Here is a 24,004-nt window from a genome sequence, read left to right as displayed (position 1 = left end):
ATCGCACCAAAAACTGCTGACAAAGATACCGGCATCCGGACGACATTCCGGGTGTCGTCAGCATCGTCAGAGAGTTTTCTTGCCGCTGAGAATGGTCCTATCAACTCGCCGCGTTATAGGCCGCAATCGCGGCCATGTTGACGATGTCGGAGTCCTTGGCACCCATCGAGACGATCTGAACCGACTTGTCGAGGCCGACCAGAAGCGGGCCGATGACGGTGGACCCGCCCAGTTCCTCGAGCATCTTGGTCGAGATCGAGGCCGAGTGGAATGCCGGCATCACCAGTACATTGGCGGTACCTGACAGGCGGCAGAACGGATACTGTTCCATCACATCCGCATTGAGTGCCACATCGGCGGCCATCTCGCCGTCATACTCGAAATCAACCCGGCGCTTGTCGAGAATCCTGACCGCCTCGCGAACCCGGTCCGAGCGTTCGCCGGTGGGATGGCCGAAGGTCGAATAGGCGAGCATCGCGACCCGCGGCTCGTAGCCCAGACGCCGGGCCATGCCCGAGGCTTCCTCGGCGATATCAGCCAGCTCCTCGGCATTGGGCATGTCGATAACGGCTGTGTCCGCGACCAGAACGGTGCGGCCACGGCAAAGCGCCAGTGACACGCCGATCATCCGGTGGCCAGGCTTCACATCGATGCAGCGCCGCACATCTTCGAGAGCCGTGGAGTAATTGCGGGTGATCCCCGTCACCATGGCATCGGCATCACCCAGCGCCACCATGCAGGCGCCGAAATGATTGCGGTCGGTGTTGATCAAGCGCTGGCAATCGCGCTGCAGGTAGCCTTTGCGCTGCAGCCGCGAATAGAGATAGTCAGTGTAGGCCTCGACACGCCGCGACACGCGCGCATTGACCAGCTCGATGCCGGGCCGGTCGAGATCGATGCCGGCAAGCCTGGCGGTTTCGCGCATCTGCTCCTCGCGGCCGAGCAGGCAGGCGGTGCCGAGCCGCTGGTTCACATAGGAGACGGCGGCACGCATAACCTGCTCTTCCTCGCCCTCTGCAAACACCACACGGCGCGGATGGCGGCGGACGCGCTCGTAAATCCGCTGCAGTGTTGATGCGATCGGATCGCGCCGGGCCGAGAGTTCATGCGCATAGAGATCCATGTTGAGGATCGGTTTCTGGGCTACGCCCGAATCCATTGCGGCCTTGGCAACAGCAGCCGGGATGGCGGAGATCAAACGCGGATCGAATGGCACCGGAATGATGTATTGCGGGCCGAAGCGCGGGCGCACACCCTGATAGGCCGCCGCCACATCATCGGGCACGTCCTCGCGCGCCAGATCGGCCAGCGCCTGGGCGGCAGCGATCTTCATGCTGTCATTGATGGTGGTGGCGCGGACATCGAGCGCGCCACGGAAAATATAGGGAAAGCCCAGGACGTTGTTGACCTGGTTGGGATAATCGGACCGTCCGGTGGCCATGATCGCGTCGTCGCGGATCCCGGCCACTTCCTCCGGCGTGATTTCCGGATCCGGATTGGCCATGGCAAAGATGATCGGATTGTCCCCCATGGAGCGGATCATGTCCTCGGTCAACGCTCCCTTGACCGAAAGCCCGAAGACCACATCCGCGCCTTCCATGGCGTCGGCGAGCGACCGCGCCTCGGTCTCCACCGCATGGGCGGACTTCCACTGGTTCATGCCCTCGGTGCGGCCCTTGTAGATCACGCCCTTGGTGTCACAGAGCGTCACGTTCTCGGGCGCAAAGCCCATGGCCTTGACCAGCTCGACGCAAGCGATTGCCGCCGCACCTGCGCCATTGCAGACAAGCCTGGTGGTTTTGAGATCGCGGCCGGTCAGATGCAGCGCATTGATCAGGCCCGCGACCGCAATGATGGCGGTGCCGTGCTGGTCGTCATGGAAGACCGGAATGTCCATGATCTCGCGCAGGCGCTGCTCGATGATGAAGCAATCGGGCGCCTTGATGTCCTCGAGATTTATGCCGCCGAAGCTAGGGCCCAGAAACCGGACGCAATTGACGAACTCATCGACATTCTCGGTGTCGACCTCAAGATCGATGGAATCGACATCGGCAAAGCGCTTGAACAGGACCGCCTTGCCCTCCATCACCGGCTTGGACGCCAGCGCGCCGAGATTGCCCAGGCCCAGAATGGCGGTGCCGTTGGAGATCACCGCCACCATGTTGCCGCGCGCGGTGTAATCGAAGGCGCGCGAGGGATCCTCGGCAATGGCCTTGACCGGAACCGCGACGCCCGGCGAATAGGCGAGCGACAGATCGCGCTGGGTCGCCATCGGCTTGGTCGGATTGATCTCGAGCTTGCCAGGTCGTCCCCGAGCGTGGAAATCCAGCGCTTCCTGGTCTGTGACTGCGGAAAATGAGCGATCTGACTTGTCCGTGCCTGGCATAGGTTCCATCCCTTGTGGGCGACCTTGAGTACGGCGCCTCGTAGCTGTTGTCTTTGTCCTCATCCCACCGTTAGGGTGGAAGCGACGGCCTGTAAAGCCGCGCCGCTGGCGAAGCATACATTCCAAACCATTGAAAACCGAGACAGGCATCCCCTCTTGAACGCAGAGACTCCGCTCCCCTCTTCCACGCTGACGACGGCCCAGCTGGCCACAGCGGAAAGCCGTGCAACTGCGACCCCGATGATGGAGCAGTTCATCGAGATCAAGGCGGCGAACCCGGATTCCCTGCTGTTTTACCGGATGGGTGATTTCTACGAGCTGTTCTTCGAGGACGCGATCGATGCCTCTCGCGCGCTTGGCATCACGCTGACCAAGCGCGGACAGCATCTGGGTCAGGATATCCCGATGTGCGGCGTGCCGGTGCATGCCGCCGATGACTATCTGCAAAAACTGATCTCGCTTGGGTTTCGGGTCGCCGTCTGCGAGCAGACCGAGGACCCGGCGGAGGCCAAGAAACGCGGATCGAAATCGGTGGTCAGGCGCGATGTGACCCGGCTGGTCACGCCCGGCACGCTGACCGAAGAAAAACTGCTTGATCCCTCGCAGTCCAACTTCCTGATGGCGCTGGCACGGATCAAGGGATCGGGCGAAGCCCAGTTCGGACTGGCCTGGATCGATATCTCCACCGGTGCGTTTCATGTGGCTGAAAGCCGCCTGGCAAGGCTTCTGGCCGACATCGCCCGGGTCGAACCGCGCGAGCTGATCCTGGCGGAGAACGTGTTTCACGATCCCGATATCCGGCCGCTGGTGGACCAGCTCGGACGGGTGGCGACGCCGCAACCAGGCGTGTTGTTTGACAGCGCCACCGCCGAGGGCCGGATCACGCGGTTCTATGATCTCGGTTCTCTCGACGGGTTCGGCAGTTTCTCACGTGCCGAGATGGCGGCGGCGGCGGCAGTCATTGCCTATGTCGAGAAGACCCAGATATCCGAGCGGCCGCCGCTTGGCCGGCCCGAGCGGGAAAGCGACGGCGCGCGGCTGTTCATCGATCCGGCGACACGGGCGAGCCTTGAATTGGTGCGCACGCTCTCGGGCGCACGGCAAGGCAGCCTGATCAAGGCTATCGACCGCAGCGTGACGGCAGGTGGGGGGCGCAAACTCGGCGAATGGCTGATGGCGCCACTGACCGATCCGGCCGCCATCAATGCGCGACTTGACGGCGTGTCCTATCTGATTGGCGATAGCACGCTTACGGATGCGCTTCGACAGGCGCTCAAGGGTGTTGCCGACATGCCGCGGGCGCTGTCGCGGCTGGCGCTCAACCGCGGCGGCCCGCGTGATCTCGGAGCCATTCTCGCCGGGGTCCGCGCGGCGGGTGAGATCGCCAACCTGTTTGACGGCATGGAGGTGCCCGAGCATCTGGCAGCCGCGGCCTCCTGCCTGCGCAATCTTCCCAAAGAGATCGAGGCACGCCTGTCGGCAACGCTTGGTGATGAATTGCCTCTGCTCAAGCGCGATGGCGGCTTCGTGCGCACAGGTGCCTCCAGCGAACTCGACGAATTGCGCGCGCTGCGCGATCAGTCACGCCGGGTGATCGCCGGGCTGCAACTTTCCTATGCTGAGGAGACCGGTGTCCGGTCACTCAAGATAAAGCACAACAATGTGCTGGGTTACTTCATCGAGGTGACGGCGCTCAATGCCGGGCCACTGACCGAGGGTGACGAGGCCAAGGCAAAATATATCCATCGGCAGACCATGGCCAACGCCATGCGCTTCACCACCACCGAACTGTCCGATCTCGAAACCCGCATCGCCAACGCCGCCGGCGAGGCGCTGGCGATCGAGCTTGCAGCCTTTGACGAGCTGGTGCTTCTGGTCGTCTCGCAAGCAGATGCCATCAAGGCGGCGGCTGATGCGCTGTCGGTGATCGACGTTACGGCAGCCCTCGCCGAACTTGCCCAGGAACAGGGCTATTGCCGACCAAAGGTCGATTCGAGCCTTGCCTTCGAGATCAGTGCCGGACGGCATCCGGTGGTTGAGCAGGCGCTCCGGCGGCAGGCCGAACAACCGTTCGTGGCCAATGATTGTGATCTTTCACCGCCTGAGGGAAGCGGTGACGGCGGCGCAATCTGGCTGCTTACCGGACCCAATATGGGCGGTAAATCGACGTTTCTCAGGCAGAACGCTCTCATTGCCGTGATGGCGCAAATGGGCTCCTTCGTCCCCGCAGGTTCCGCCCATATCGGCGTGGTTGACCGGCTGTTCTCCCGTGTTGGCGCATCCGATGATCTGGCACGCGGACGCTCGACCTTTATGGTCGAGATGGTGGAAACCGCGGCGATCCTCAATCAGGCCGGCCCGCATTCGCTGGTCATTCTCGACGAGATCGGGCGTGGCACAGCGACATTCGATGGTTTGTCGATCGCCTGGGCGGCGGTCGAGCATCTGCATGCCCAGAATCGTTGCCGGGCGCTGTTCGCCACCCATTTCCACGAGCTTACGGCACTGTCCGAAAAGCTGCCGCGGCTGTCCAATGCCACCATGAAGGTCAAGGAATGGGAAGGCGACGTGGTGTTTCTGCACGAGGTCGGCCCCGGAGCCGCCGACCGCTCCTACGGCATCCAGGTTGCGCGTCTTGCAGGCCTGCCAGACGCGGTGGTGGTGCGCGCCCGCGAAGTGCTCGATCTGCTTGAGAGCAGCGAGCGGGAAAACCCGGCAGCTCGGCTGGTCGATGACCTGCCACTGTTTGCCATGCCAGCCGTCAGGGAGCCGGCCAAACCGGCCAAGGGGCCGTCAGAATCGGATGCCTATCTGGGCGAACTGAACCCTGACGACATGACGCCACGTGAAGCGCTCGATGCGCTTTACGAACTCAAGCGGCGACTCGAGCCATCGGGAAAAACATGATGATGGTTTTTCGGCCGCTTCTTGTCGGGGTTTTACAAACTCCTAAAATCTGCCAAGAAGGCCAGGCTGCGCACCGGATCGCAGTCTGTTTGAAGGGATCCCCATGAGCCGTTTTGATGTCCTGTGCATCGGCAATGCGATTGTCGATATCATCGCCCGCTGCGACGAGGCCTTCCTCGTTGACAACAGCATCATCAAGGGTGCGATGAACCTGATCGATGCAGACCGCGCCGAATTGCTGTATTCGCGCATGGGACCGGCAATCGAAGCCTCGGGCGGCAGCGCCGGCAACACGGCAGCCGGGGTTGCCAGTTTCGGCAGCCGCTCGGCCTATTTCGGCAAGGTCTCCGCAGACCAGCTCGGCAAGATCTTCAGCCACGATATCCGCGCCCTGGGCGTGCATTTCGACACCAAGCCGCTCGAGGGCACGCCGCCGACCGCGCGCTCGATGATCTTCGTTACACCCGATGGCGAGCGTTCGATGAACACCTATCTAGGCGCCTGTGTGGAACTGGGACCAGAGGACATCGAAGCTGACGTCGTGGCAGACGCCAAGATCACCTATTTCGAGGGATATCTGTGGGATCCGCCACGGGCCAAGGATGCGATCCGCCAATGCGCAGAGATTGCCCACAAGAACGGCAGGGAAATGGCTATGACGCTGTCCGACCCGTTCTGCGTCGGGCGCTACCGAGACGAATTTCTCGATCTGATGCGCTCGGGCACAATCGATATTGTGTTCGCCAATGCCGACGAAGCAAAGTCGCTCTATGAGACCGACAATTTCGAGCATGCCATCGCCCAGCTCCGCAAGGATTGCAAGATCGCCGCCATTACCCGATCCGAACACGGATCGGTCATCATTCGCGGCGACGAGCGGGTCGACATTGACGCCATCGACATCGACGAGGTGGTCGACACCACCGGCGCCGGCGATCTGTACGCGGCGGGCTTCCTGCATGGCTACGCCAACGGCAAGCCGCTTGACGTCTGCGGCAAGCTCGGCAGCCTCGCTGCAGGTCTGGTGATCCAGCAGATCGGCCCGCGGCCGCTTCTGTCGCTCAAGGATGCAGCGGAAAAGTCGAAACTCGGCTGACCCGGACCGTGGCGGCAAGGTCCCGGTCAGGATGACCTGGACACAGGCAACCCTTGCTCGCGTCACACGTTTACAGAACGTCTTCGGGCGGACGGCCGGCACGTGAGCGGTAGGGCGAGAAGGCCCAGCCGTAGCGAATCGCGCCGCCACGCAAGGCGAAAGCGGCAATCACGCCCAACCCGGACCCGACAATGAGCGGCGCGCCCAGCAGGCTTGCGGCAATAAAGAAGGCCGAGCCCAGAAGAGCAGCGGAAACGTAGATTTCCGGGCGCATCAGCACCGAAGGCTCGCCAGAGAGAAGATCGCGCAGGATGCCGCCAAAGGTCGCCGTCATCATTCCCGTGACGACCGCGACAATGGGAGAACCAGTGAGGGCGAGCCCCTTTGCAGCGCCCATCACCGCGAAGGCTGCAAGCCCGATCGCATCGAGCCAGATCAGCAGCCGGTAGCGTGATTCCACAAGATGGACGGTGAAATAGACGATGGCCGCAACCGCCACGCAAACCACAAGATAGGCCGGTTTCTCGACCCAGAACACCGGCACATCACCCAGGATCAGGTCGCGGATCGTTCCGCCGCCGATGCCGGTGACAGCGGCCAGAAAGCCGAAGCCGATCAGATCGAGCTGTTTGCGCGAGGCGGACAGCGCACCAGTGGCGGCAAACACCGCCACGCCTGCATAATCGAGCCCTTCAAGCGGGGTCATGTCTACCTTCCGCCCGCCCCGAAAGCGGCGCTGTGATCCGGCAACCGGATTGATCAGTCGTCCTTGCCGTCGTCCTGATAGGCTTGAGCAGCATCGCTGACGGGAACATCCTTTGGACCACCCTTGGCGACACCAACCATTGCGGGACGAAGCATCCGGTCGGCAATCACATAACCGGGCTGAACCACCTCGATGACGGTGTTGTTGGGCACCTCGGTATTGGGCACCTCGAACATGGCCTGGTGAAAATTCGGATCGAATTTCTGGCCCTTCGGCTCAAGCTTGCGCACGCCATGGCGTTCAAGTGCCGACAGCATAGCCTTGCCGGTCAGTTCGACGCCCTCAATGAGAGTCTTGAGGCCGTTGTCCGTGGCATCATCAGCCTGCTCGGGAACAGCCGCAAGCGCGCGCTCGAGATTGTCGGAGACCTGCAGCATGTCGCGGGCAAAGCCCGAGATCGCATAGCTCTTTGCATCCTTGACGTCGCGGGCCGTGCGGCGGCGCAGGTTTTCCATCTCGGCTGCCATGCGCAGACGCTGATCCTTGAGCTCCTCGATTTCGGCCGTCAACGCGGCAATCGGATCGATTTCCTGCGGACTGTCAGCCTCTACGGAAGCGTCGGCCTCTGGCTTGTCGTGTTCGCGGCCTTGGCTTTCATCGCTCATGGTGTGGATGTCCTGTCTGTTGAATACAATGTCGATGGGGTTGACCCGCATATCGAGGTTCAGGGACCAAAAATCAAGGCCCGAGAGCCAAACAGGCAGGCTTGAGAGCCTATTTGCGCACCAGTCTGGAAACGAGCTGCGCGGTGTAATCCACCATTGGCACGATCCGCGCATAATTAAGCCGGGTCGGACCAATGATGCCGACAGCTCCGACAACCCGTTCCTCGCTGTCGCGCCAGGGGGCAACGATGACCGACGAGCCTGAAAGCGAAAACAGCTTGTTCTCCGAGCCTATGAAGATCCGCACACCCGAGCCTTCCTCGGCCGCCGTCATCAGTTCGGTAAGGTTTTCATTGCGTTCGAGTTCATCAAAGAGCATGCGCAGCCGGTCAAGTTCTTCGCCCTCGCTCACACCTTCGAGCAGATTGGCGCGTCCGCGCACGATCAGCCGCGCCGCGCCGGAGCCACCCTGGCTTCCGGCCCAGGCCGCCAGCCCGCGTTCGACCAGATCACGCGAGAGCGCATCAAGTTCATTGCGCACCTCGTCGGTGATCCGCTGCAGCTCGGCCCGGACCTCAGAGAGTGTCCGGCCAGCCAGATGTGCGTTTAAAAAATTCGCCGCTTCGACCAGCTGTCCGGCGGTCACGCCATCGGGCAGTTCCATGATGCGGTTTTCCACCTGATCATTGCCGCCCACCAGAACCACCAGCGCCCGTGACTGATCGAGCCTGATGAACTCGATGTGACGGATGGTGGAATCCTGCTTGGAGGCAATCACCAGCCCGGCGCCGCGGGTCATGCCCGAGAGCATCTGGCTTGCTTCGGTGAGCAATGTTTCAACCGGGCTGTTCTGATCGTTGGGGCGCACTTGACGCTCAATGCTTTCGCGCATTTCTGGCTGCAGGTCGCCAACCTGCATGAAGGCGTCGACAAAGAAGCGCAGGCCTTTCTGGGTGGGCAGACGGCCGGCGCTCACATGCGGCGCATAGATCAGCCCCAGATCTTCCAGATCGCTCATCACGTTGCGGATCGACGCGGGCGACAGAGACATTGGCAGCATGCGCGACAGGCTGCGAGATCCCAATGGATCACCCGACTCCATGTAGCTTTCCACCAGTGCGCGGAAGATCTCCCGCGAGCGGTCGTCAAGCTCGCCGGCAAGTTCGGCCGGCAGTGCTGTCCTGTCCATGCTCATATTGTATCCTCGGGCCCGCGCTGATGCCTGACCCTGTTCAACGCGAATATAGGGATTTGCCGCACGACAAGAAAGGGGTACGACCAGTTCAGGAGCATCCGGGCTTCCCGGCGCCGCAAGCGGCCTGCGGTGAAAACAGACGGTTTTGCTTTGCATATTGGCTGCCCTGCCGATAGAAGGCGGCTCAATTGAATTTAGGAGACACAGTATGCGTCCATCGGGCCGGAAGACAGATCAGATGCGGGCGGTCAGCTTCGAGCGCGGCGTGTCCAAACACGCCGAGGGCTCCTGCCTGGTCAAGTTCGGCGATACCCACGTGCTGTGCACCGCAAGTCTTGAGGAACGCGTTCCACCGTGGCTGCGCAATGGTGGCAAGGGCTGGGTGACAGCTGAATACGGCATGCTGCCGCGTTCGACTGGCGACCGCATGCGCCGCGAGGCAACGTCCGGAAAGCAGGGCGGGCGCACGCTTGAGATTCAGCGTCTGATCGGCCGCTCGCTGCGTGCGGTTGTCGATCTGCCGGCACTTGGCGAGCGCCAGATCACGGTGGATTGCGATGTCATCCAGGCCGATGGCGGCACACGGACCGCAGCCATCACCGGTGCCTGGATCGCGCTGCATGATTGTCTGAAATGGATGGAAGAGCGTTCGATGGTCAAGGTCGAGCGGGTGCTCAAGGATCATGTGGCAGCCGTTTCCTGCGGTATTTTCGCCGGCCAGGCGGTGACGGATCTCGACTATCTCGAAGATTCCTCTGCTGAAACCGATGCCAATTTCGTCATGACCGGTACCGGCGGTATCGTCGAAATTCAGGGCACCGCCGAGGGCGAACCCTTCACCGAAGAACAACTCGGGCAACTGATGGGGCTGGCCAAGGCCGCGATCAACGACCTGGTGGCGCTGCAAAAAAGCGCAGTAGCCTGAGGCAAGGGAAACACTGATCTGATGGCACACGCACCGCTCACGGAAATTCTGGTCGCAAGCCACAATGCAGGCAAGATTGCAGAAATCCGCGATCTGTTCGGCCCGCTCGGTGTTGCCGTCACATCGGCGGCGGAGCTCAATCTTCCTGAGCCTGAGGAAACCGGCGACACGTTTGAAGCCAATGCCGCGACCAAGGCGCTGGCAGCCGCCACCGCGTCGGGCAAGATCGCGCTGTCGGATGACTCCGGCCTGATTGTCGACGCGCTTGACGGCGCGCCGGGTGTCTACACCGCGGACTGGGCGACCCTGCCCGATGGCAGCCGCGATTTCGCTGTTGCCATGCAGAAGGTCGAGGATGCGCTCCAGGCCCGCGGTGCGCTCACCGAGGCGAAACGCACCGGACGGTTTGTGAGCATGTTGTGCCTGGCGACACCGGATGGTGACGTCAGTTTCTATCGCGGCGAAGCCGATGGCGTGATGGTCTGGCCGCCGCGCGGGACTTCCGGGTTCGGCTATGATCCGGTGTTCCGGCCGGACGGGCACACCCGCACATTCGGCGAGATGACGGCGGAGGAAAAGCACGGCTGGAAACCCGGCCAGGCGACGGCAACGTCGCACCGGGCACGTGCCTTCAAGCTGTTTGCCGAGCAACGCCTGGGCGTCCCCGTCACGTGAGCGGCCTCGTCGATCAGGCCGAAGCTCCGGATCCCCTGGCCGCGATGGCGAAGGCCCGCAGCAATGCGTTCAAGGACGGGCTGGCGCCAGACACCGGCAAGCCCGGTTTCGCGGTCTATCTGCATTGGCCATTCTGTGCCGCCAAATGCCCCTATTGCGATTTCAACAGCCATGTGCGCCATGAGGGCATCGACCAGCAGGCCTATATCGATGCGTTTCGCGCCGAGATCGCTGCGATGCGGAAGCTGTCAGGTCCGCAAGTGGTCACCAGCATCTTCTTCGGTGGCGGCACGCCATCGCTGATGCACCCGGAAACCGTTGCCGCCATCCTTGACGCGGTGCACGAAACTTGGGTTGTCCCCGAAGGCATCGAGATCACACTGGAGGCCAATCCATCAAGCGTTGAAGCGGGCCGCTTCCGCGGCTACCGCGCCGCTGGCGTCAACCGGGTGTCGATGGGCGTTCAGGCACTCAATGACAGGGACCTCAAACGGCTGGGCCGGCTGCATGACCGGGCCGAGGCGCTGAGAGCCATCGGGCTGGCGCGGGACATCTTTCCAAGGATGTCCTTTGATCTGATCTATGCGCGGCCTGACCAGACGCCCCACGCCTGGGAAGCCGAGCTTAAGGAAGCGATTTCGCTCGCCGCCGACCACCTCTCGCTCTACCAGCTCACGATCGAGGAAGGCACGCCGTTTTATGGCCTGCACAAGGCGGGCAAACTGATCGTGCCCGATGGTGATCTCTCGGCCGAACTCTATGAGCTCACCCAGAGCGTCTGCGAAGCCCATGGGCTGCCCGCCTATGAAGTCTCCAATCACGCCCGCCCGGGCGCCGAGAGCCGTCACAATCTCACCTATTGGCGCTATGGCGATTATGCCGGGATCGGGCCCGGCGCACATGGGCGGTTGACCACCTCGGCAGGCAAGATCGCCACGGCGACCGAACGGACGCCCGAGACATGGCTAACAAGCGTCGCGGACCGTGGCCATGGCATGAGCGAAAGCGAAGTGTTGGGCACCAGTGAGCAGGCCGACGAATTGTTGCTGATGGGATTGCGACTGCGCGAAGGGGTCGATCTCGGCCGCTGGCAAGCCCTGTCCGGCCACCGGCTGGATGCCGAGCGGGTCGAGTTTCTGATCGATCACGGCATGATCGAAACGATGGGCAAGGACCGGATCCGCTGCACGCCGCAAGGCATGCTGGTGCTTGACGCCGTGGTGGCCGATCTGGCGACCTGAAGGTTGTCGGATGCTGCTGTCTGTGACGCCGGGCGGCAAGAGATCAGATCACCTGTCGGGTCACAGCAATTCCTGCGAAAGCAGGGACCGGTTTCGTACCGGCAACTGCGTCAAAGCAGTAACCCAAGGCATTTTTCGGTGGTTCCGTGCTCAGCGGGAATGACTGGCTCGGCGTCGCACCTATAGGAATCACCGTCGCCTGTACCAGAGTTTCTTAACAATTTGCCGAGACACTACTCTGGATTGAAGCATATTTGTGCAAGCAATTGCACTCCACCCTGAGCACCTCAACCGCGTGTTTGGAGGATCGATAAATGTCAGGCATGGGTCCGCTTCCCGGCAGTGCGATGGGGCGTGTCACAACGACCCTCGTTGTGGCTGTTGCCCTGTCTATCCTGATCACTGCAACACTTGGTTACGTCAAGGTGTCTGAGTTGACAGCGACCAACTCAGCCATTCGGATTGACCGCGCAGCGCGCACAGCAGTCGCCACTATTACGCACGATCTCAAGAGCGAGTTTGAATCGGTTCTGGATGAAGAAGGCAGACCTCTCGCCGTTCGCCTCAAATATGACAACGCGGAGACCGCTCTTTCATTTCGCGATGAGCATAGCGTGTTGCTCAACGAGATTGCCAGGGTCAACCAAGGGGCGGCCAATCTTTTCAAGTTCAATCGCCAGACTGACGGGTTTGACCGTTTTGCAACCACATTCCGCAAGCCGGACGGATCAATGCCGCCGCCGATGTCGATCAGCGCCGGCCATCCGGCTTATGCAAGTTTGGCAGCCGGCAAGCCCTTCCTGGGTGAGGTGCCGGTCATGGGGCGTTTGCGGCTGGCTTACCTCACGCCGATTGTCTCGTCTGCTGGCACTGTTGAAGGTGCACTGGCCGTGGATGTTGGCTGGGTGGATGATCTGATTGTCGCGCGGACCGAACTGGGCAGCGAAATGATGGTCACCGCCGGACTTCTCCTGCTCATCGTCGCGTTCTTTGGCGCAGCCTTCATGGCATGGCAGCTCGAGCCCATCCGGATTCTGGCCGGCTATGCGGACGATCTGGCAGACAACCGGCAGAGCACAAAGGTCCCTTTCAAAGACAGCAAGGACGAGTTCGGTGCCCTGGCCCTCGCACTTGAACGGCTTGCCAATCTTCAGCACCGGCTGGCTGGCATCGCATACACTGATCAAATCACGGGATTGGGCAACCGCAGCCGCTATCTGGCCGATCTCGAAGCCGCCGTGGCCGAGACCCGCTCCGGATCTGCGCAATGGTGCCTGCTGCACCTGGATCTCGACAATTTCTTCCAGATCAATGACGCCTACGGGCCTGTCAATGGTGACAAGCTTCTGATCATGGTTGGGGAAGAGGTCAAGCGCCTTGCCGGCGCCCGGGCAAAGCTTGCCAGACCAGCCAGTGATGAGTTCACCATTCTGGTTGACGATCGCCCCACAGCGGATGAAGTCGCCTGGCTTGCGGAGAGCGTGCTCGAAGCCCTGCGCCAACCTTTCCATCTGCCCTGTGGCGAGGTCCATACCTGCGGCTCGATTGGCATTGTCCTGCCAGGGGACGACGCTGCCGATGCAGACACGATGCATCTGAATGCCGAGCTTGCGCGTCGCAAGGCCAAGGCAAACGGCGGCAACCAGGCCGTATTCTTCACTCCGGAACTCAACAACGCCCTGCAAGACCAGCTTGAACTGGAGGGCATGCTGCGTTCGGCAATCGCTGAGCGTGAACTGGAGGTTCATTTCCAGCCGCAGATCAATCCAGCCAATCACCAATTGGTCGGCCTGGAGGCGCTGGCCCGCTGGACCCATCCCGAGAAAGGGCCGATCCCGCCCGGGCGGTTCATCCCGATTGCCGAATCCAGTGGTCAGATCATGGATCTGGGCAGCCTGGTTTTCGACCTCGCATGCGCCCAGGCCGCCAAATGGCGCAGGGACGGTTTCGACTTCAAGCACATCTCGGTCAATGTATCGCCGATGCAGCTCGGGCAGGCCAATTTCATTGAGATGTTGAAAAGCACGCTTGAGCGCCACAACCTGCCAGGCGAAACCATTTGCATCGAGATCACCGAGAGTGTCTTTGTGGATCAGAACGAGGAGCGGATTGCCAGGATTTTTGCGGGTGTCCATACGCTTGGCTTGAGACTGGCGCTGGATGATTTCGGCTCGGGCTATTCGTCGCTGGGCTATCTCAATCAGCTGCCATTGGAACAGTTGAAAGTTGACCGCTGCTTTGTCTCCGACATTGATACAGACACCCGCAAACAAAAGGTGCTTCGCGGCATTCTGGAGCTGGCGCGTGGCCTCGGATTCGAGATCGTCGTCGAAGGCACGGAGACCTTGGAGGAGGTCCGTATGGTCGAGGCGATGGGCTGCGATGCGGTTCAGGGGTATTACTTCGCCCGTCCCTCTCCGGCATCGCTGGTGCCGGACATGGTAGCGAAAATCGCGCTCTCCAGGCGGGAACCACCCGCGCTTCGGGCCTGATACAACCAACCGCAGAGGTGCCATCGCGGCTTTTGGGCATCCGTTTGCGCGTGCTTTCCAATTGCTCTGCCTGGACCAGTGTCGCCGGCAATCTGGCCTTTGCGTTGCCGCCGCCGCCGATCCACACTGACCGGCACAGCAACAGGCGACCATATGATTCTCACCCTGTCCCAGCTCACCGGGCTTTCCGCCGCTCAGTTGGCTTTCGTTGTCGCTGCCGTTTTCATGGCAGGGCTGGCCAGAGGCTTTTCCGGCTTCGGCCTTTCGGCCGTTGTGATGGCATCGCTTGCCGTCATCATTCCGCCCGTTGAACTGATTCCCGTGTGTTTTCTGCTGGAGTGTGCCGCCAGCCTTGCGATGTTCCGGGGCGGGATGGCGCTGGCTGACATGCGGGTTGTCTGGGCATTGGTGATCAGTTCATCGATCGGCGTTCCGATCGGGCTTCTGGCAACCACGAGCATCGATGTCGCCTGGTCCCAGAAAATCGCGTTGAGCATCATTCTGTGCCTGACGCTGATGCAGTTCTTCAATCTGCGGCCCGGGTTCCTGGCAACGCGGGGAGGCCTTTATATGAGCGGTGTCACAGCCGGCATCGCTACCGGCCTGGCATCCGTCGGCGGCATGGTAATCGCGCTTTACGTTCTCGCAAGCGGAGCCCCGCCGAAACAGATGCGGGCATCTCTGGTCATGTTCCTGGCGATCACCATGGTGACATCACTGGTCTTCCTGATCGCCTATGACCTGATGACGATGCAGGCTCTCTGGCGCGGCGCGCTGATGGTACCTCTGGTTCTGTTGGGCGTGTTCTCGGGTGCCCGGCTGTTCCGCCCGGCCTATGAGCATCTTTACAAGGCTGCATGTCTGGGCTTGCTCGCGCTGCTGTCCGCAGCCGGACTGATAAGCCAGCTGTTCTGACCAGGGACACGGCCACAGGCGTCGCGCTTTGCAAAGGCTGTTGTTTGGAGGGATCTGCCCTATCGCGCATCCACTGCAATCTCTGCTACACCCACTTTGAAGACGAACGCGACACGGGCCCGCCCGGTCCCAAAGCGAAGTGAAGATGGCACGCAGGACACCCAAGGATACCGGTTCCGACAACACCGCAGCCACGGGGCAAACATCGCGCGGCTACCGCATTGGCGCGCATGAGATCGGCGCCCGGCCGCTGGCAGCCGGGCTCTATCTGGTGGCAACACCGATCGGAAACCTCGGCGATATCACCTTGCGCGCACTGGAAACACTTGCCGGGGCAGACATCATCGCCTGTGAGGACACCCGCGTCAGCCGGGTGCTGCTTGACCGTTTCGGCATTGCCACCCGGCCTTACGCCTATCACGAACACAATGCCGAGCGGGTCGGACCGAAGCTGATGGCGGCACTGGAAGCAGGCAAGAGCGTGGCGCTGATCTCCGACGCCGGCACGCCGCTGGTCTCCGATCCCGGCTACCGGATCTCGCAGACCGCGATCGAGGCCGGGTTGCCGGTGATCCCGATTCCCGGCGCCTCGGCGCCGATGGCAGCCCTCGTCGCCTCGGGCCTGCCCAGCGACACCTTCCTGTTCGCCGGTTTTTTGCCATCGAAGGACAAGGCGCGGCGTGACCGGCTGGCAAGCTTCGCGGCGACGGAGGCAACGCTGATGTTCTTTGAGAGCCCGAACCGGCTGGCGGCGTCGCTGAAATCCGCTGCCGACATGCTTGGCGCTGAGCGTCCGGCTGCCGTCTGCCGCGAGCTGACCAAGGCTTATGAGGAAATTCGCCGCGGTACGCTGGGTGAGCTTGCCGCGCGTTATGAGAACGAGAATGTGCGCGGCGAGATCGTGCTGGTGATAGGTCCCGGTTTCACGCCTGCGCCATCGGAAGATGATGTAGATGCACTGCTGGCCAGGCTCGCGAGCGACCTGCCCGCAGGCAAGGCTGCAACAGAGGCCGCACGGCTGACCGGGCTCAACCGCAAGGAGCTTTATGCGCGACTGCTCGCCATGAAAGCCGCCCCACCAAAGGGCGAGGCGTGAGCGCGGGCGGCAAGCTCACTCGAAAACGGCGTTCCGAGCGCAAGGGACGCCGCGCTGAATGGCTTGCAGCCTTTGCCTTGATGCTCAAGGGCTACCGGATTTCAGCGCTGCGCTACAAGACACCCCTTGGGGAGATCGATCTGGTGGCGCGCAAGGGCGATCTGATCGCCTTCATCGAGGTCAAGGCGCGGCGGGACCTTGCGGCCGGTGTGGATTCGGTGAGCTATGCGTCGCAAAGGCGGATCCGGGCGGCGGGCGATGTCTATATCAGCCGCCAGCCGGATGCAGAGCGGCTGTCCTGGCGTTTCGACATCATCGTGGTCAGTCCCTGGCGCTGGCCGGTGCACCTCGAGGACGCGTTTTAACCCCGGCGCCAGACCGCCAAGGCAATCGCAAGTGGGCCATGCCGCGCAGACCAAGCGCGGTTCGCACCAGCATCGCCTCGATCATGCACACTGTCAGGTAAACGGTTCGGCTGCCGCGCCCGCCATGCAGCTCCATGAAACGGTCCTCCTCTGTGAGAGCCGGACTTCTGCGCTCTCCGGGAAACGGGCAGCCTTTGTCGGCGCCATGATCCTTGGTTCTTTGCATTGCCGTCTCCTTTGCGCGGGCTTGTACGGCTTGAGCGCTTTGATGGCGGGCTCTCTTCCAGCCGCCGCTGGGCCGATTGGCCGAGACCCGGCAGCACCCTTGACCTCGGCCCAACTTAGTGACTCTCTTGATCCTTCGAAATGAAACAGTTTGAAGGATTATTTTCATGAATGAAAAGACTGCCTCCTGGGACGATCTGTATCTTTTCCTGGCCGTGGCGAGGGAAGGCGGGCTGTCGCCGGCGGCCCGGGTGACCGGACGAAGTGCCGCCACACTCGGCCGGCGGATGCTGGCACTGGAGCGGGCGACCGGCCGAGAATTGTTTGTCCGCCACGAGCGCGGCTACGAATTGACAACGCAAGCGCGGGAGCTGCTGGAAGAGCTCACCGGAATCGAAGCCCGCATCGCAAGGCTGACGTCCCATCCGGGAGAAACGGAACGGCCCTTGGTCAAGGTCTCCGCCGGGACCTGGACAACGCTTGCCCTGCTCGCGCATCTCGACGAGATCACCGGAACTCCGGCCGATATCCGCCTGCGCTTCGTCTCTGCCGAAACGACGCTCGACATCGCGCGGCGCGAAGTGGTGATCGGGTTTCGCAACGCGCGACCGACCGGCGACAGCCTGGCGGGCCGAAAACTCTCACGCGTCGAATTTGCCCCCTATGCGAGTGCCGGCGCACCCGAACGCTGGATCAAGGTGCTAGCTGATACGCCATCGGCACGCTGGCTCGACAGGATGGTGGGAAACGACGCGGTCTGCGAGGTCAACGCCCCGCGCAACAGCCTCGACCTGGCGCTTGCCGGTCAGGGCATAGCGCTGCTGCCGACCTTCATCGGTGAACGGCAGCCCGTGCTTCGCCAGACCGGCAGCACAATCCCGGAACTGGCGCACGACCAGTGGATCGTCACCCACCAGGACGACCGCCACCTGCCGGAAGTCCGCCGCACCATCGACCGGCTATGCCGGGTGTTCGGGGGACGGTGACGGGCAGCGGAGCCGCTCGCGTGGTCTGCTGGAAAAGTTAAGATGCGAGATCGGCGAGACAATTGTGATCAAGCCTATCTGGATGTTGCGGAACCTTGCTGATCGACTATCATCGCCACGAAGCAAATCGAGGCACGACCCAAACAGGGGTGCCGCACAACCCAACAAGGAGCACGACAGATGCGCATTATTCCTCAAACCCGCCCCTTCTCCAATCGTTCCAACACAGTCACTCCGCTTAAGGGACTGGCGCTGCTCGCGCTCACCGCTTGCGTGATGGCAGCCTCGCCCGCACTGGCCCACACCGGCGAAGGCATGACTGGCGGGTTTTTGAGCGGCCTGCTGCACCCGATCTTTGGCTGGGACCATGTGGTCGCCATGGTGGCTGTCGGGCTCTGGGGCGCGGTGCTGGGAAGCCCAGCGATCTGGATCCTTCCGATCACCTTCCCGCTGGTCATGGCGCTTGGCGCAGCGCTCGGCATCGCCGGCATTCCTGTGCCCTTCATTGAAGCAGGCATTGCGCTTTCGGGCGTAGTTCTGGGACTATTGGTGCTGTTCCTGGTGCGGGCTCCGGTCGTCGTTGCCGGCGTGCTGGTGGCTTTCTTCGCAGTCTTTCACGGCTATGCGCATGGCACAGAGCTTCCCACCGCTGCCAATCCCTTCGCCTATGCCATCGGCTTCGTGATCGCAACCGGTCTGCTGCATGGCGTCGGCATCGGGCTTGGCGCACTGAACGGACTGGCATGGGGGAAGCCGGCGATCCGTGTCGGCGGTGCAATCATTGCGCTGGTCGGCACCGCCTTCCTGACCGGCATTGCCTGACGGCTGACATTGATGCGGCCAGCAAGCATCCGGTTTGACCAACTGGCCGCCCGCCTTGTGCCCATGGCGCTTGCGGGCGGCCTTTTCTGTTTCGTCCCGCTTGACGCCAAGGCCCATGAATTCGCCCTGGGCGGTGACGCCTATGAGGATTTCCTGGCAGGGGGCATGGCGGTCCTGATCGATCTGCCGGTGATGATCGCGCTGATCAGCACCGGAATCCTGGTTTCCATGTGGAAACGGGAGGGATTGCCGCTGGTTTGGCCGGCCTTTCTGCTGGCCATACCCGCAGGCTTTGTCACTGCGGCGCTTGTGCCGGTTGATCCGGTGCCGCTGTTGTTCGCGACAGCCATCGCACTGGGACTTCTGGCCGTCATGGCAATCCGCCCCGCGGTGCGAACCATGGCAGCCATCGTGTTTCTGGCAGGTTTGCTGACAGGCTGGGGCATTCTGGCCGGTCACGCATGGGGAGAGGTCCCGCCAGGCGCCTATGCAGGCATCTTCGGCCTGTTCAACCTGGTGCTCGCCACATCCGCTGCCATCGTGTCGACCGGGCTCAAGCGCCTGCCCTATGGCTGGGTCGAGATCAGCTTCCGCGCGCTGGCCTCCTGGATGGTCGCCATCGCGATGATGGGCTGGGCTTTTCTGGCGGGGCAAACGGGGTGAGATAGCGTCGGATTGCGGATCGACAATTTGGAAAGACTGAGGTGTGGCGGCGCTGCGGTCGTTCCGCCCATACCCACCCGAATTCCATCTCCTGTAACCACCATCGCCATTTCCCATCCGCCCCCGTTGCAATCCCCCCCGTTCCCACCCTATGTGAAACCCATCAGAATGGCGGAGACACCTGACCCATGAGCAAGATCAAGAATGTTGCGGTCCAGATGGACCATGTGCGCTCGATTTCGATTGCCGGAGATTCCACCTTCGCCATGTCGATGGAAGCGCAGGCGCGCGGCTACAAGCTGTTTCACTACACGCCGGACCAGCTGTCGATGCGCGACGGGGTGGTCCAGGCGGTGGCCGAGCCGATGATCCTGCGTGATGTCGAGGGCGACCATTTCGAGCTCGGGCCGCAGGAAACCATCAATCTCGCCGACATGGATGTGGTGCTGCTCAGGCAGGATCCGCCATTTGACATGGCCTATATCACCTCGACCCATCTGCTCGAGCGGGTGCATCCGAAAACGCTGGTGGTCAATGACCCGGCCTGGGTGCGCAACTCGCCGGAAAAGATCTTCGTCACCGAGTTCCCCGACCTGATGCCGAAAACCCTGATTTCTCGCGATCCCGAAACGATCAAGGCGTTTCGCGCGGAGGTCGGCGACATGATCCTCAAGCCGCTTTACGGCAATGGCGGCGCCGGCGTGTTTCACATCAAGCCTGACGACCGCAACATGACCTCATTGCTGGAAATGTTCGCGCAGATGTACCGCGAGCCGTTTATTGCGCAGGAATACCTGCCGCATGTGCGCGCCGGCGACAAGCGCATCCTGCTGATTGACGGCGAGCCGGTGGGCGCCATCAACCGGGTGCCTGCCGAGCATGATTCGCGCTCCAACATGCATGTGGGCGGCCGCGCCGAACACAGCGAGCTGACGGACCGCGAGAAAGAGATCTGTGCCCGCATCGGCCCGGCGCTTCGTGAGCGCGGCTTCATCCTGGTGGGGATCGACATCATTGGTGATCTGATGACCGAGATCAACGTCACCTCGCCGACAGGGCTTCGCGAGGTCAAACGTTTTGGCGGCGCCGACATCGCCAGCCTATTCTGGGACGCCGTCGAAGCCAAAAAGCACTGAGCCCGAAGTTCTCTCAAGGCATGGCAAAATCCAACGGATTCTTGTGAACCAGGACAGCCAGGCATCCTTGCTTGACGCAGGAATCTTTCAGCCTCCGTGGGCTTGCGGGATTTGTCCATCTCCGCAAGTCCGGCCTCAACATACCAGACTGCACCAGGAGCACCGGAATGGCCTTTCTCGACGACGGCGATCATCTGTTTGTGATTGATCTGACTTACGTAACGGCGCTGGAAAATGTTGATCCGCTGATCGAGCCGCACATGGCTTTCATCGAGCGCAACTATGGCACCGGCAGGTTTTTAGCATCCGGGGCCAAGGTGCCTCGCACAGGCGGTGTCATCATCGCCCGAGGACAGTCGCTGCAGGATATCGAAACCCTGATCCGCGATGACCCGTTCCACAGTGCGGGCATTGCCGACTATACCATCACGGAGTTTCGGCCCGGCAACATTGCGGCTGTGTTGACATAACCCCACGCATCATTTTGCCCGGATCTGGGCGCGGAACGCTTTCAGCCGCTGATCAACGGCCCGTAAATGCCGTCAATGGCCAAAAATGCCCTGGCTTTTGCTGCCAAAACCGCTGAACGCACGCATAGGATGCGTCATTTCCTGTTCTTGTGATGCAACCGTATGCAGCCCGAGATCCACTTTTTGGTGTATTCGTTTCTTTAATGTTCTTGTTTTATTCCGGTTTATATGATTTCCTTTCCCCTATATCGTGTATAGGGGCGACAATACCCCCGAGTCGCTGTCTGGAGGAATAGACGCCATGGTTGCGCGGGTCAGCACAGTCGCATTTGAAGGCATCGAGGCGGTGCCTGTCGACGTTCAGGTGATGGTCGCCCCGGGCAAGGTCGGGATGCATATTGTCGGTCTTCCCGACAAGGCGGTGGCGGAAAGCCGGGAACGGGTGCAGGCAGCTCTTCACGCCTCGGGGCTCGCCCTTCCCGCCAAGAAAGTGACAATCAACCTCGCCCCCGCCGACCTGCCCAAGGAAGGTAGTCATTTCGATCTGCCCATCGCGCTGGGGCTGATGGCCGCGCTCGGCGCGATTCCCGGAGATGCGCTCAACGGCTATGTGGTGCTGGGCGAACTCTCGCTTGACGGCACCATCGCAAGTGTCGCCGGTGCATTGCCCGCGGCGATCGGCGCCAATGCGCTGGGCAAGGGCCTGATCTGCCCCGCGGCCTCGGGTCCGGAAGCTGCCTGGGCCGGAGAAGACATCGAGATCCTCGCGCCACGGTCGCTGATCGCGATGGCCAATCATTTCCGCGGCACGCAGGTTCTGGCCCGGCCAAAGCCTGCGATGCGGGCTGAGCCGGCCAACATGCCGGATCTGTGTGACATCAGGGGCCAGGAGACCGCCAAGCGGGCGCTTGAGGTGGCCGCCGCAGGCGGTCACAATCTGATCATGGTCGGCCCTCCGGGATCGGGCAAGTCCATGCTCGCGGCACGGTTGCCGTCGATCCTGCCGCCCCTGTCGCCGGCAGAGCTGCTCGAGGTTTCGATGATCCACTCCATCGCCGGTCGACTGGCAGGGGGCAGATTGTCCGAGCGGCGGCCGTTTCGCGCACCGCATCACTCGGCCTCGATGGCCGCGATGGTGGGTGGCGGCTTCAAGGCCCGCCCGGGCGAGGTGTCCCTTGCCCATCACGGGGTCCTGTTTCTGGACGAATTTCCCGAATTCACCCCGCAGGTGCTCGATTCACTCAGGCAACCGCTTGAGAACGGCGAATGTGTGATCGCACGCGCCAATCACCGGGTCAGCTATCCCGCAAACATCCAGCTGATCGCCGCGATGAATCCCTGCCGCTGCGGCATGGCGGGTGAGCCGGGCCAAAGCTGCGCGCGGGGCCCACGTTGCCAGAGCGATTACCAGGGCCGGATTTCCGGGCCACTGATGGACCGGATCGACATTCGCATCGATGTGCCGGCGGTCACCGCACAGGATCTGATCCGCCCGCAGGACGCCGAAAAGAGCGTTGATGTTGCCGCCCGCGTGGCCATGGCACGCGTGACACAGCAGGAGCGCTACCGAGCGCTTGGACGGTCTGATATCCGCACCAATTCACAATGCACCACCGCTCTGGTCGAAGAGGTGGCACGACCCGATTCCGGCGGGCAGGCTCTGCTTTCCGATGCAGCAGAGAAGATGCGGTTTTCCGCCCGCGCCTATCACCGGATCCTCAAGGTGGCACGCACGCTGGCCGATCTCGACGGAGCAGAGACGGTCAGCCGGATTCATCTGGCCGAATCGATCTCCTACCGCATCGCCGCCGAGCGGATCACCAAGGCGGCGTGACGGGCAACATGAAAACACAGCACAAGCTGCAAGACCGGGAGGACGGAAACCGCCATCCCGGTCTTGAGCTTGCATACCGTCGGCAATCAGGCCGCTCCGGCCGGGTGATCAGTCGCCAAGACCATCAAACAGTGCGGTCGAGAGGTAGCGCTCGGCGAAGGAGGGGATTATCACGACGATCTGCTTGCCGGCATTTTCCTCACGGCTGCCGACCTTGACCGCGGCCGTCAGCGCAGCACCAGACGAGATGCCCACCGGCAGGCCTTCCAGGCGCGCCACCTCACGGGCCATGGCGAAGGCCTCGTCATTGCTGACCTGGACAACCTCGTCATAGATCCCGGTGTCGAGAATGGCAGGCGCGAAGCCGGCGCCGATGCCCTGGATCTTGTGCGGGCCGGGATTGCCGCCGGACAGCACAGGCGAATCCGCGGGCTCGACCGCGACGACCTTGACCCCGGGCTTTTTCGCCTTGAGCACCTGCCCGGTGCCGGTGATGGTGCCGCCGGTGCCAATGCCGGAGATCAGAATATCGACACCGCCGTCGGTGTCGTTCCAGATTTCCAGCGCCGTCGTCTTGCGGTGGATTTCCGGGTTGGCCGGGTTTTCGAATTGCTGCGGCATCACCGAGCCTTCGATCTCACCTATGAGCTCCTCGGCACGGGCAATGGCGCCCTTCATGCCCTTGGGGCCTTCGGTCAACACCAGCTCCGCGCCCAGCAGCGCCAACATCTTGCGGCGCTCGACGGACATGGTCTCGGGCATGGTCAGGATCAACCGGTAGCCCTTGGCGGCGGCGGCGAAGGCCAGCGCAATGCCGGTGTTGCCCGAGGTCGGCTCCACCAGCGTGGTCTTGCCCGGTTCGATCTTGCCTTGGGCTTCGAGGCTTTCGATCATGGCGACGCCGATGCGGTCCTTGACCGAGGCGATCGGATTGAAGAATTCAAGCTTGCCCAGCAGGTGTGCCTTGACGCCCTTCTCCTTCGCCAGCTTGTCGAGCCGCACAATCGGTGTGTCGCCGACAGTGTCGAGGATCGAATTGTAGATCCGGCCGCGGCCTATTTCCTTTGAATCCGACATATCGAAACATCCTTTTCTCATTGCTTGTACAACAATTAGACGGCTTCTTGCGCATATGCCAGTCAGCAGCGTGCAGCCGACCCCACGAACGAGCAAGATTGTTCTCCCCAGCGGCCATTTTCTGAAA

General features: G+C 61.9%; 20 protein-coding genes. 15 read left to right on the top strand and 5 right to left on the bottom strand.

What is annotated here, in order from left to right; genetic code table 11:
- Nucleotides 1-100: 100 nt before the first annotated feature.
- Nucleotides 101-2,386, bottom strand: a complete 2,286-nt coding sequence (locus HPDFL43_RS01755) for an NADP-dependent malic enzyme (protein WP_007199838.1) — start codon at nt 2,384-2,386, stop codon at nt 101-103.
- A gap of 156 nt (nt 2,387-2,542) precedes the next feature.
- Between HPDFL43_RS01755 and mutS the strand changes: the two genes are divergently transcribed.
- Together mutS and HPDFL43_RS01745 are read left to right on the top strand one after the other, a co-directional pair.
- Complete coding sequence (gene mutS / locus HPDFL43_RS01750; RefSeq protein WP_007199837.1) at nt 2,543-5,293, top strand: DNA mismatch repair protein MutS; 2,751 nt, start codon at nt 2,543-2,545, stop codon at nt 5,291-5,293.
- A 103-nt stretch (nt 5,294-5,396) separates the two neighbouring features.
- Nucleotides 5,397-6,389: an adenosine kinase gene (locus HPDFL43_RS01745; RefSeq protein ID WP_007199836.1), complete on the top strand. Its 993-nt coding sequence runs from the start codon at nt 5,397-5,399 to the stop codon at nt 6,387-6,389.
- Nucleotides 6,390-6,459: 70 nt separating this feature from the next.
- On the opposite strand, the gene HPDFL43_RS01740 is transcribed toward HPDFL43_RS01745, so the two are convergent.
- The 3 genes from HPDFL43_RS01740 to hrcA all read right to left on the bottom strand — a co-directional run bounded on the left by HPDFL43_RS01740 (nt 6,460) and on the right by hrcA (nt 8,955).
- Nucleotides 6,460-7,095, bottom strand: a complete 636-nt coding sequence (locus tag HPDFL43_RS01740; RefSeq protein ID WP_007199835.1) for a trimeric intracellular cation channel family protein — start codon at nt 7,093-7,095, stop codon at nt 6,460-6,462.
- Between the two features lie 53 nt (nt 7,096-7,148).
- Complete coding sequence (grpE, locus tag HPDFL43_RS01735) at nt 7,149-7,760, bottom strand: nucleotide exchange factor GrpE (protein WP_040449508.1); 612 nt, start codon at nt 7,758-7,760, stop codon at nt 7,149-7,151.
- A gap of 109 nt (nt 7,761-7,869) precedes the next feature.
- Nucleotides 7,870-8,955: a heat-inducible transcriptional repressor HrcA gene (gene hrcA / locus HPDFL43_RS01730; RefSeq protein ID WP_007199833.1), complete on the bottom strand. Its 1,086-nt coding sequence runs from the start codon at nt 8,953-8,955 to the stop codon at nt 7,870-7,872.
- Between the two features lie 208 nt (nt 8,956-9,163).
- Here hrcA and rph point away from each other — a divergent pair, with 208 nt between their 5' ends.
- From rph to HPDFL43_RS01665, 13 genes are all read left to right on the top strand, one after another.
- A complete protein-coding gene (gene rph, locus HPDFL43_RS01725) occupies nt 9,164-9,880 on the top strand; it encodes a ribonuclease PH (RefSeq protein WP_007199831.1) in 717 nt (238 codons plus the stop codon).
- Nucleotides 9,881-9,901: 21 nt separating this feature from the next.
- Entirely contained in the window at nt 9,902-10,555 is a 654-nt protein-coding gene (locus HPDFL43_RS01720) for a non-canonical purine NTP pyrophosphatase (RefSeq protein WP_007199830.1), read from the top strand.
- Between the two features lie 44 nt (nt 10,556-10,599).
- Entirely contained in the window at nt 10,600-11,796 is a 1,197-nt protein-coding gene (gene hemW, locus HPDFL43_RS01715; RefSeq protein ID WP_040449506.1) for a radical SAM family heme chaperone HemW, read from the top strand.
- Nucleotides 11,797-12,110: 314 nt separating this feature from the next.
- Entirely contained in the window at nt 12,111-14,288 is a 2,178-nt protein-coding gene (locus HPDFL43_RS01710) for a bifunctional diguanylate cyclase/phosphodiesterase (protein ID WP_156970155.1), read from the top strand.
- 153 nt (nt 14,289-14,441) lie between these two features.
- A complete protein-coding gene (locus HPDFL43_RS01705; protein WP_040449505.1) occupies nt 14,442-15,203 on the top strand; it encodes a sulfite exporter TauE/SafE family protein in 762 nt (253 codons plus the stop codon).
- Nucleotides 15,204-15,348: 145 nt separating this feature from the next.
- Nucleotides 15,349-16,299: a 16S rRNA (cytidine(1402)-2'-O)-methyltransferase gene (rsmI, locus tag HPDFL43_RS01700; RefSeq protein WP_007199826.1), complete on the top strand. Its 951-nt coding sequence runs from the start codon at nt 15,349-15,351 to the stop codon at nt 16,297-16,299.
- A complete protein-coding gene (locus HPDFL43_RS01695; RefSeq protein ID WP_007199825.1) occupies nt 16,296-16,664 on the top strand; it encodes a YraN family protein in 369 nt (122 codons plus the stop codon). The genes rsmI and HPDFL43_RS01695 overlap by 4 nt, the downstream gene beginning before the upstream one ends.
- Before the next feature lie 392 nt (nt 16,665-17,056).
- On the top strand, nt 17,057-17,875 hold the full coding sequence (locus HPDFL43_RS01690) for a LysR family transcriptional regulator (RefSeq protein ID WP_007199824.1): 819 nt from the start codon (nt 17,057-17,059) through the stop codon (nt 17,873-17,875).
- Nucleotides 17,876-18,151: 276 nt separating this feature from the next.
- Entirely contained in the window at nt 18,152-18,697 is a 546-nt protein-coding gene (locus tag HPDFL43_RS01685) for a HupE/UreJ family protein (RefSeq protein ID WP_007199823.1), read from the top strand.
- 12 nt (nt 18,698-18,709) lie between these two features.
- Complete coding sequence (locus HPDFL43_RS01680; protein ID WP_007199822.1) at nt 18,710-19,360, top strand: hypothetical protein; 651 nt, start codon at nt 18,710-18,712, stop codon at nt 19,358-19,360.
- Nucleotides 19,361-19,548: 188 nt separating this feature from the next.
- Nucleotides 19,549-20,496 (top strand): glutathione synthase, encoded by a 948-nt coding sequence (gshB, locus tag HPDFL43_RS01675; RefSeq protein WP_007199821.1) that lies wholly within the window; start codon nt 19,549-19,551, stop codon nt 20,494-20,496.
- Between the two features lie 167 nt (nt 20,497-20,663).
- Nucleotides 20,664-20,966 (top strand): YciI family protein, encoded by a 303-nt coding sequence (locus HPDFL43_RS01670; RefSeq protein ID WP_007199820.1) that lies wholly within the window; start codon nt 20,664-20,666, stop codon nt 20,964-20,966.
- A gap of 301 nt (nt 20,967-21,267) precedes the next feature.
- The gene (locus HPDFL43_RS01665) at nt 21,268-22,800 is read left to right on the top strand and encodes a YifB family Mg chelatase-like AAA ATPase (protein ID WP_007199819.1); all 1,533 of its coding nucleotides are present in this window, start codon (nt 21,268-21,270) and stop codon (nt 22,798-22,800) included.
- Between the two features lie 108 nt (nt 22,801-22,908).
- Here HPDFL43_RS01665 and cysK read toward each other — a convergent pair whose 3' ends face one another.
- Nucleotides 22,909-23,877, bottom strand: a complete 969-nt coding sequence (cysK, locus tag HPDFL43_RS01660; RefSeq protein WP_007199818.1) for a cysteine synthase A — start codon at nt 23,875-23,877, stop codon at nt 22,909-22,911.
- Between the last annotated feature and the right edge of the window lie 127 nt (nt 23,878-24,004).

The organism is Hoeflea phototrophica DFL-43, from assembly GCF_000154705.2.
GTDB classification, from domain to species: domain Bacteria; phylum Pseudomonadota; class Alphaproteobacteria; order Rhizobiales; family Rhizobiaceae; genus Hoeflea; species Hoeflea phototrophica.
This window is presented reverse-complemented; position numbering and strand designations above follow the sequence as displayed.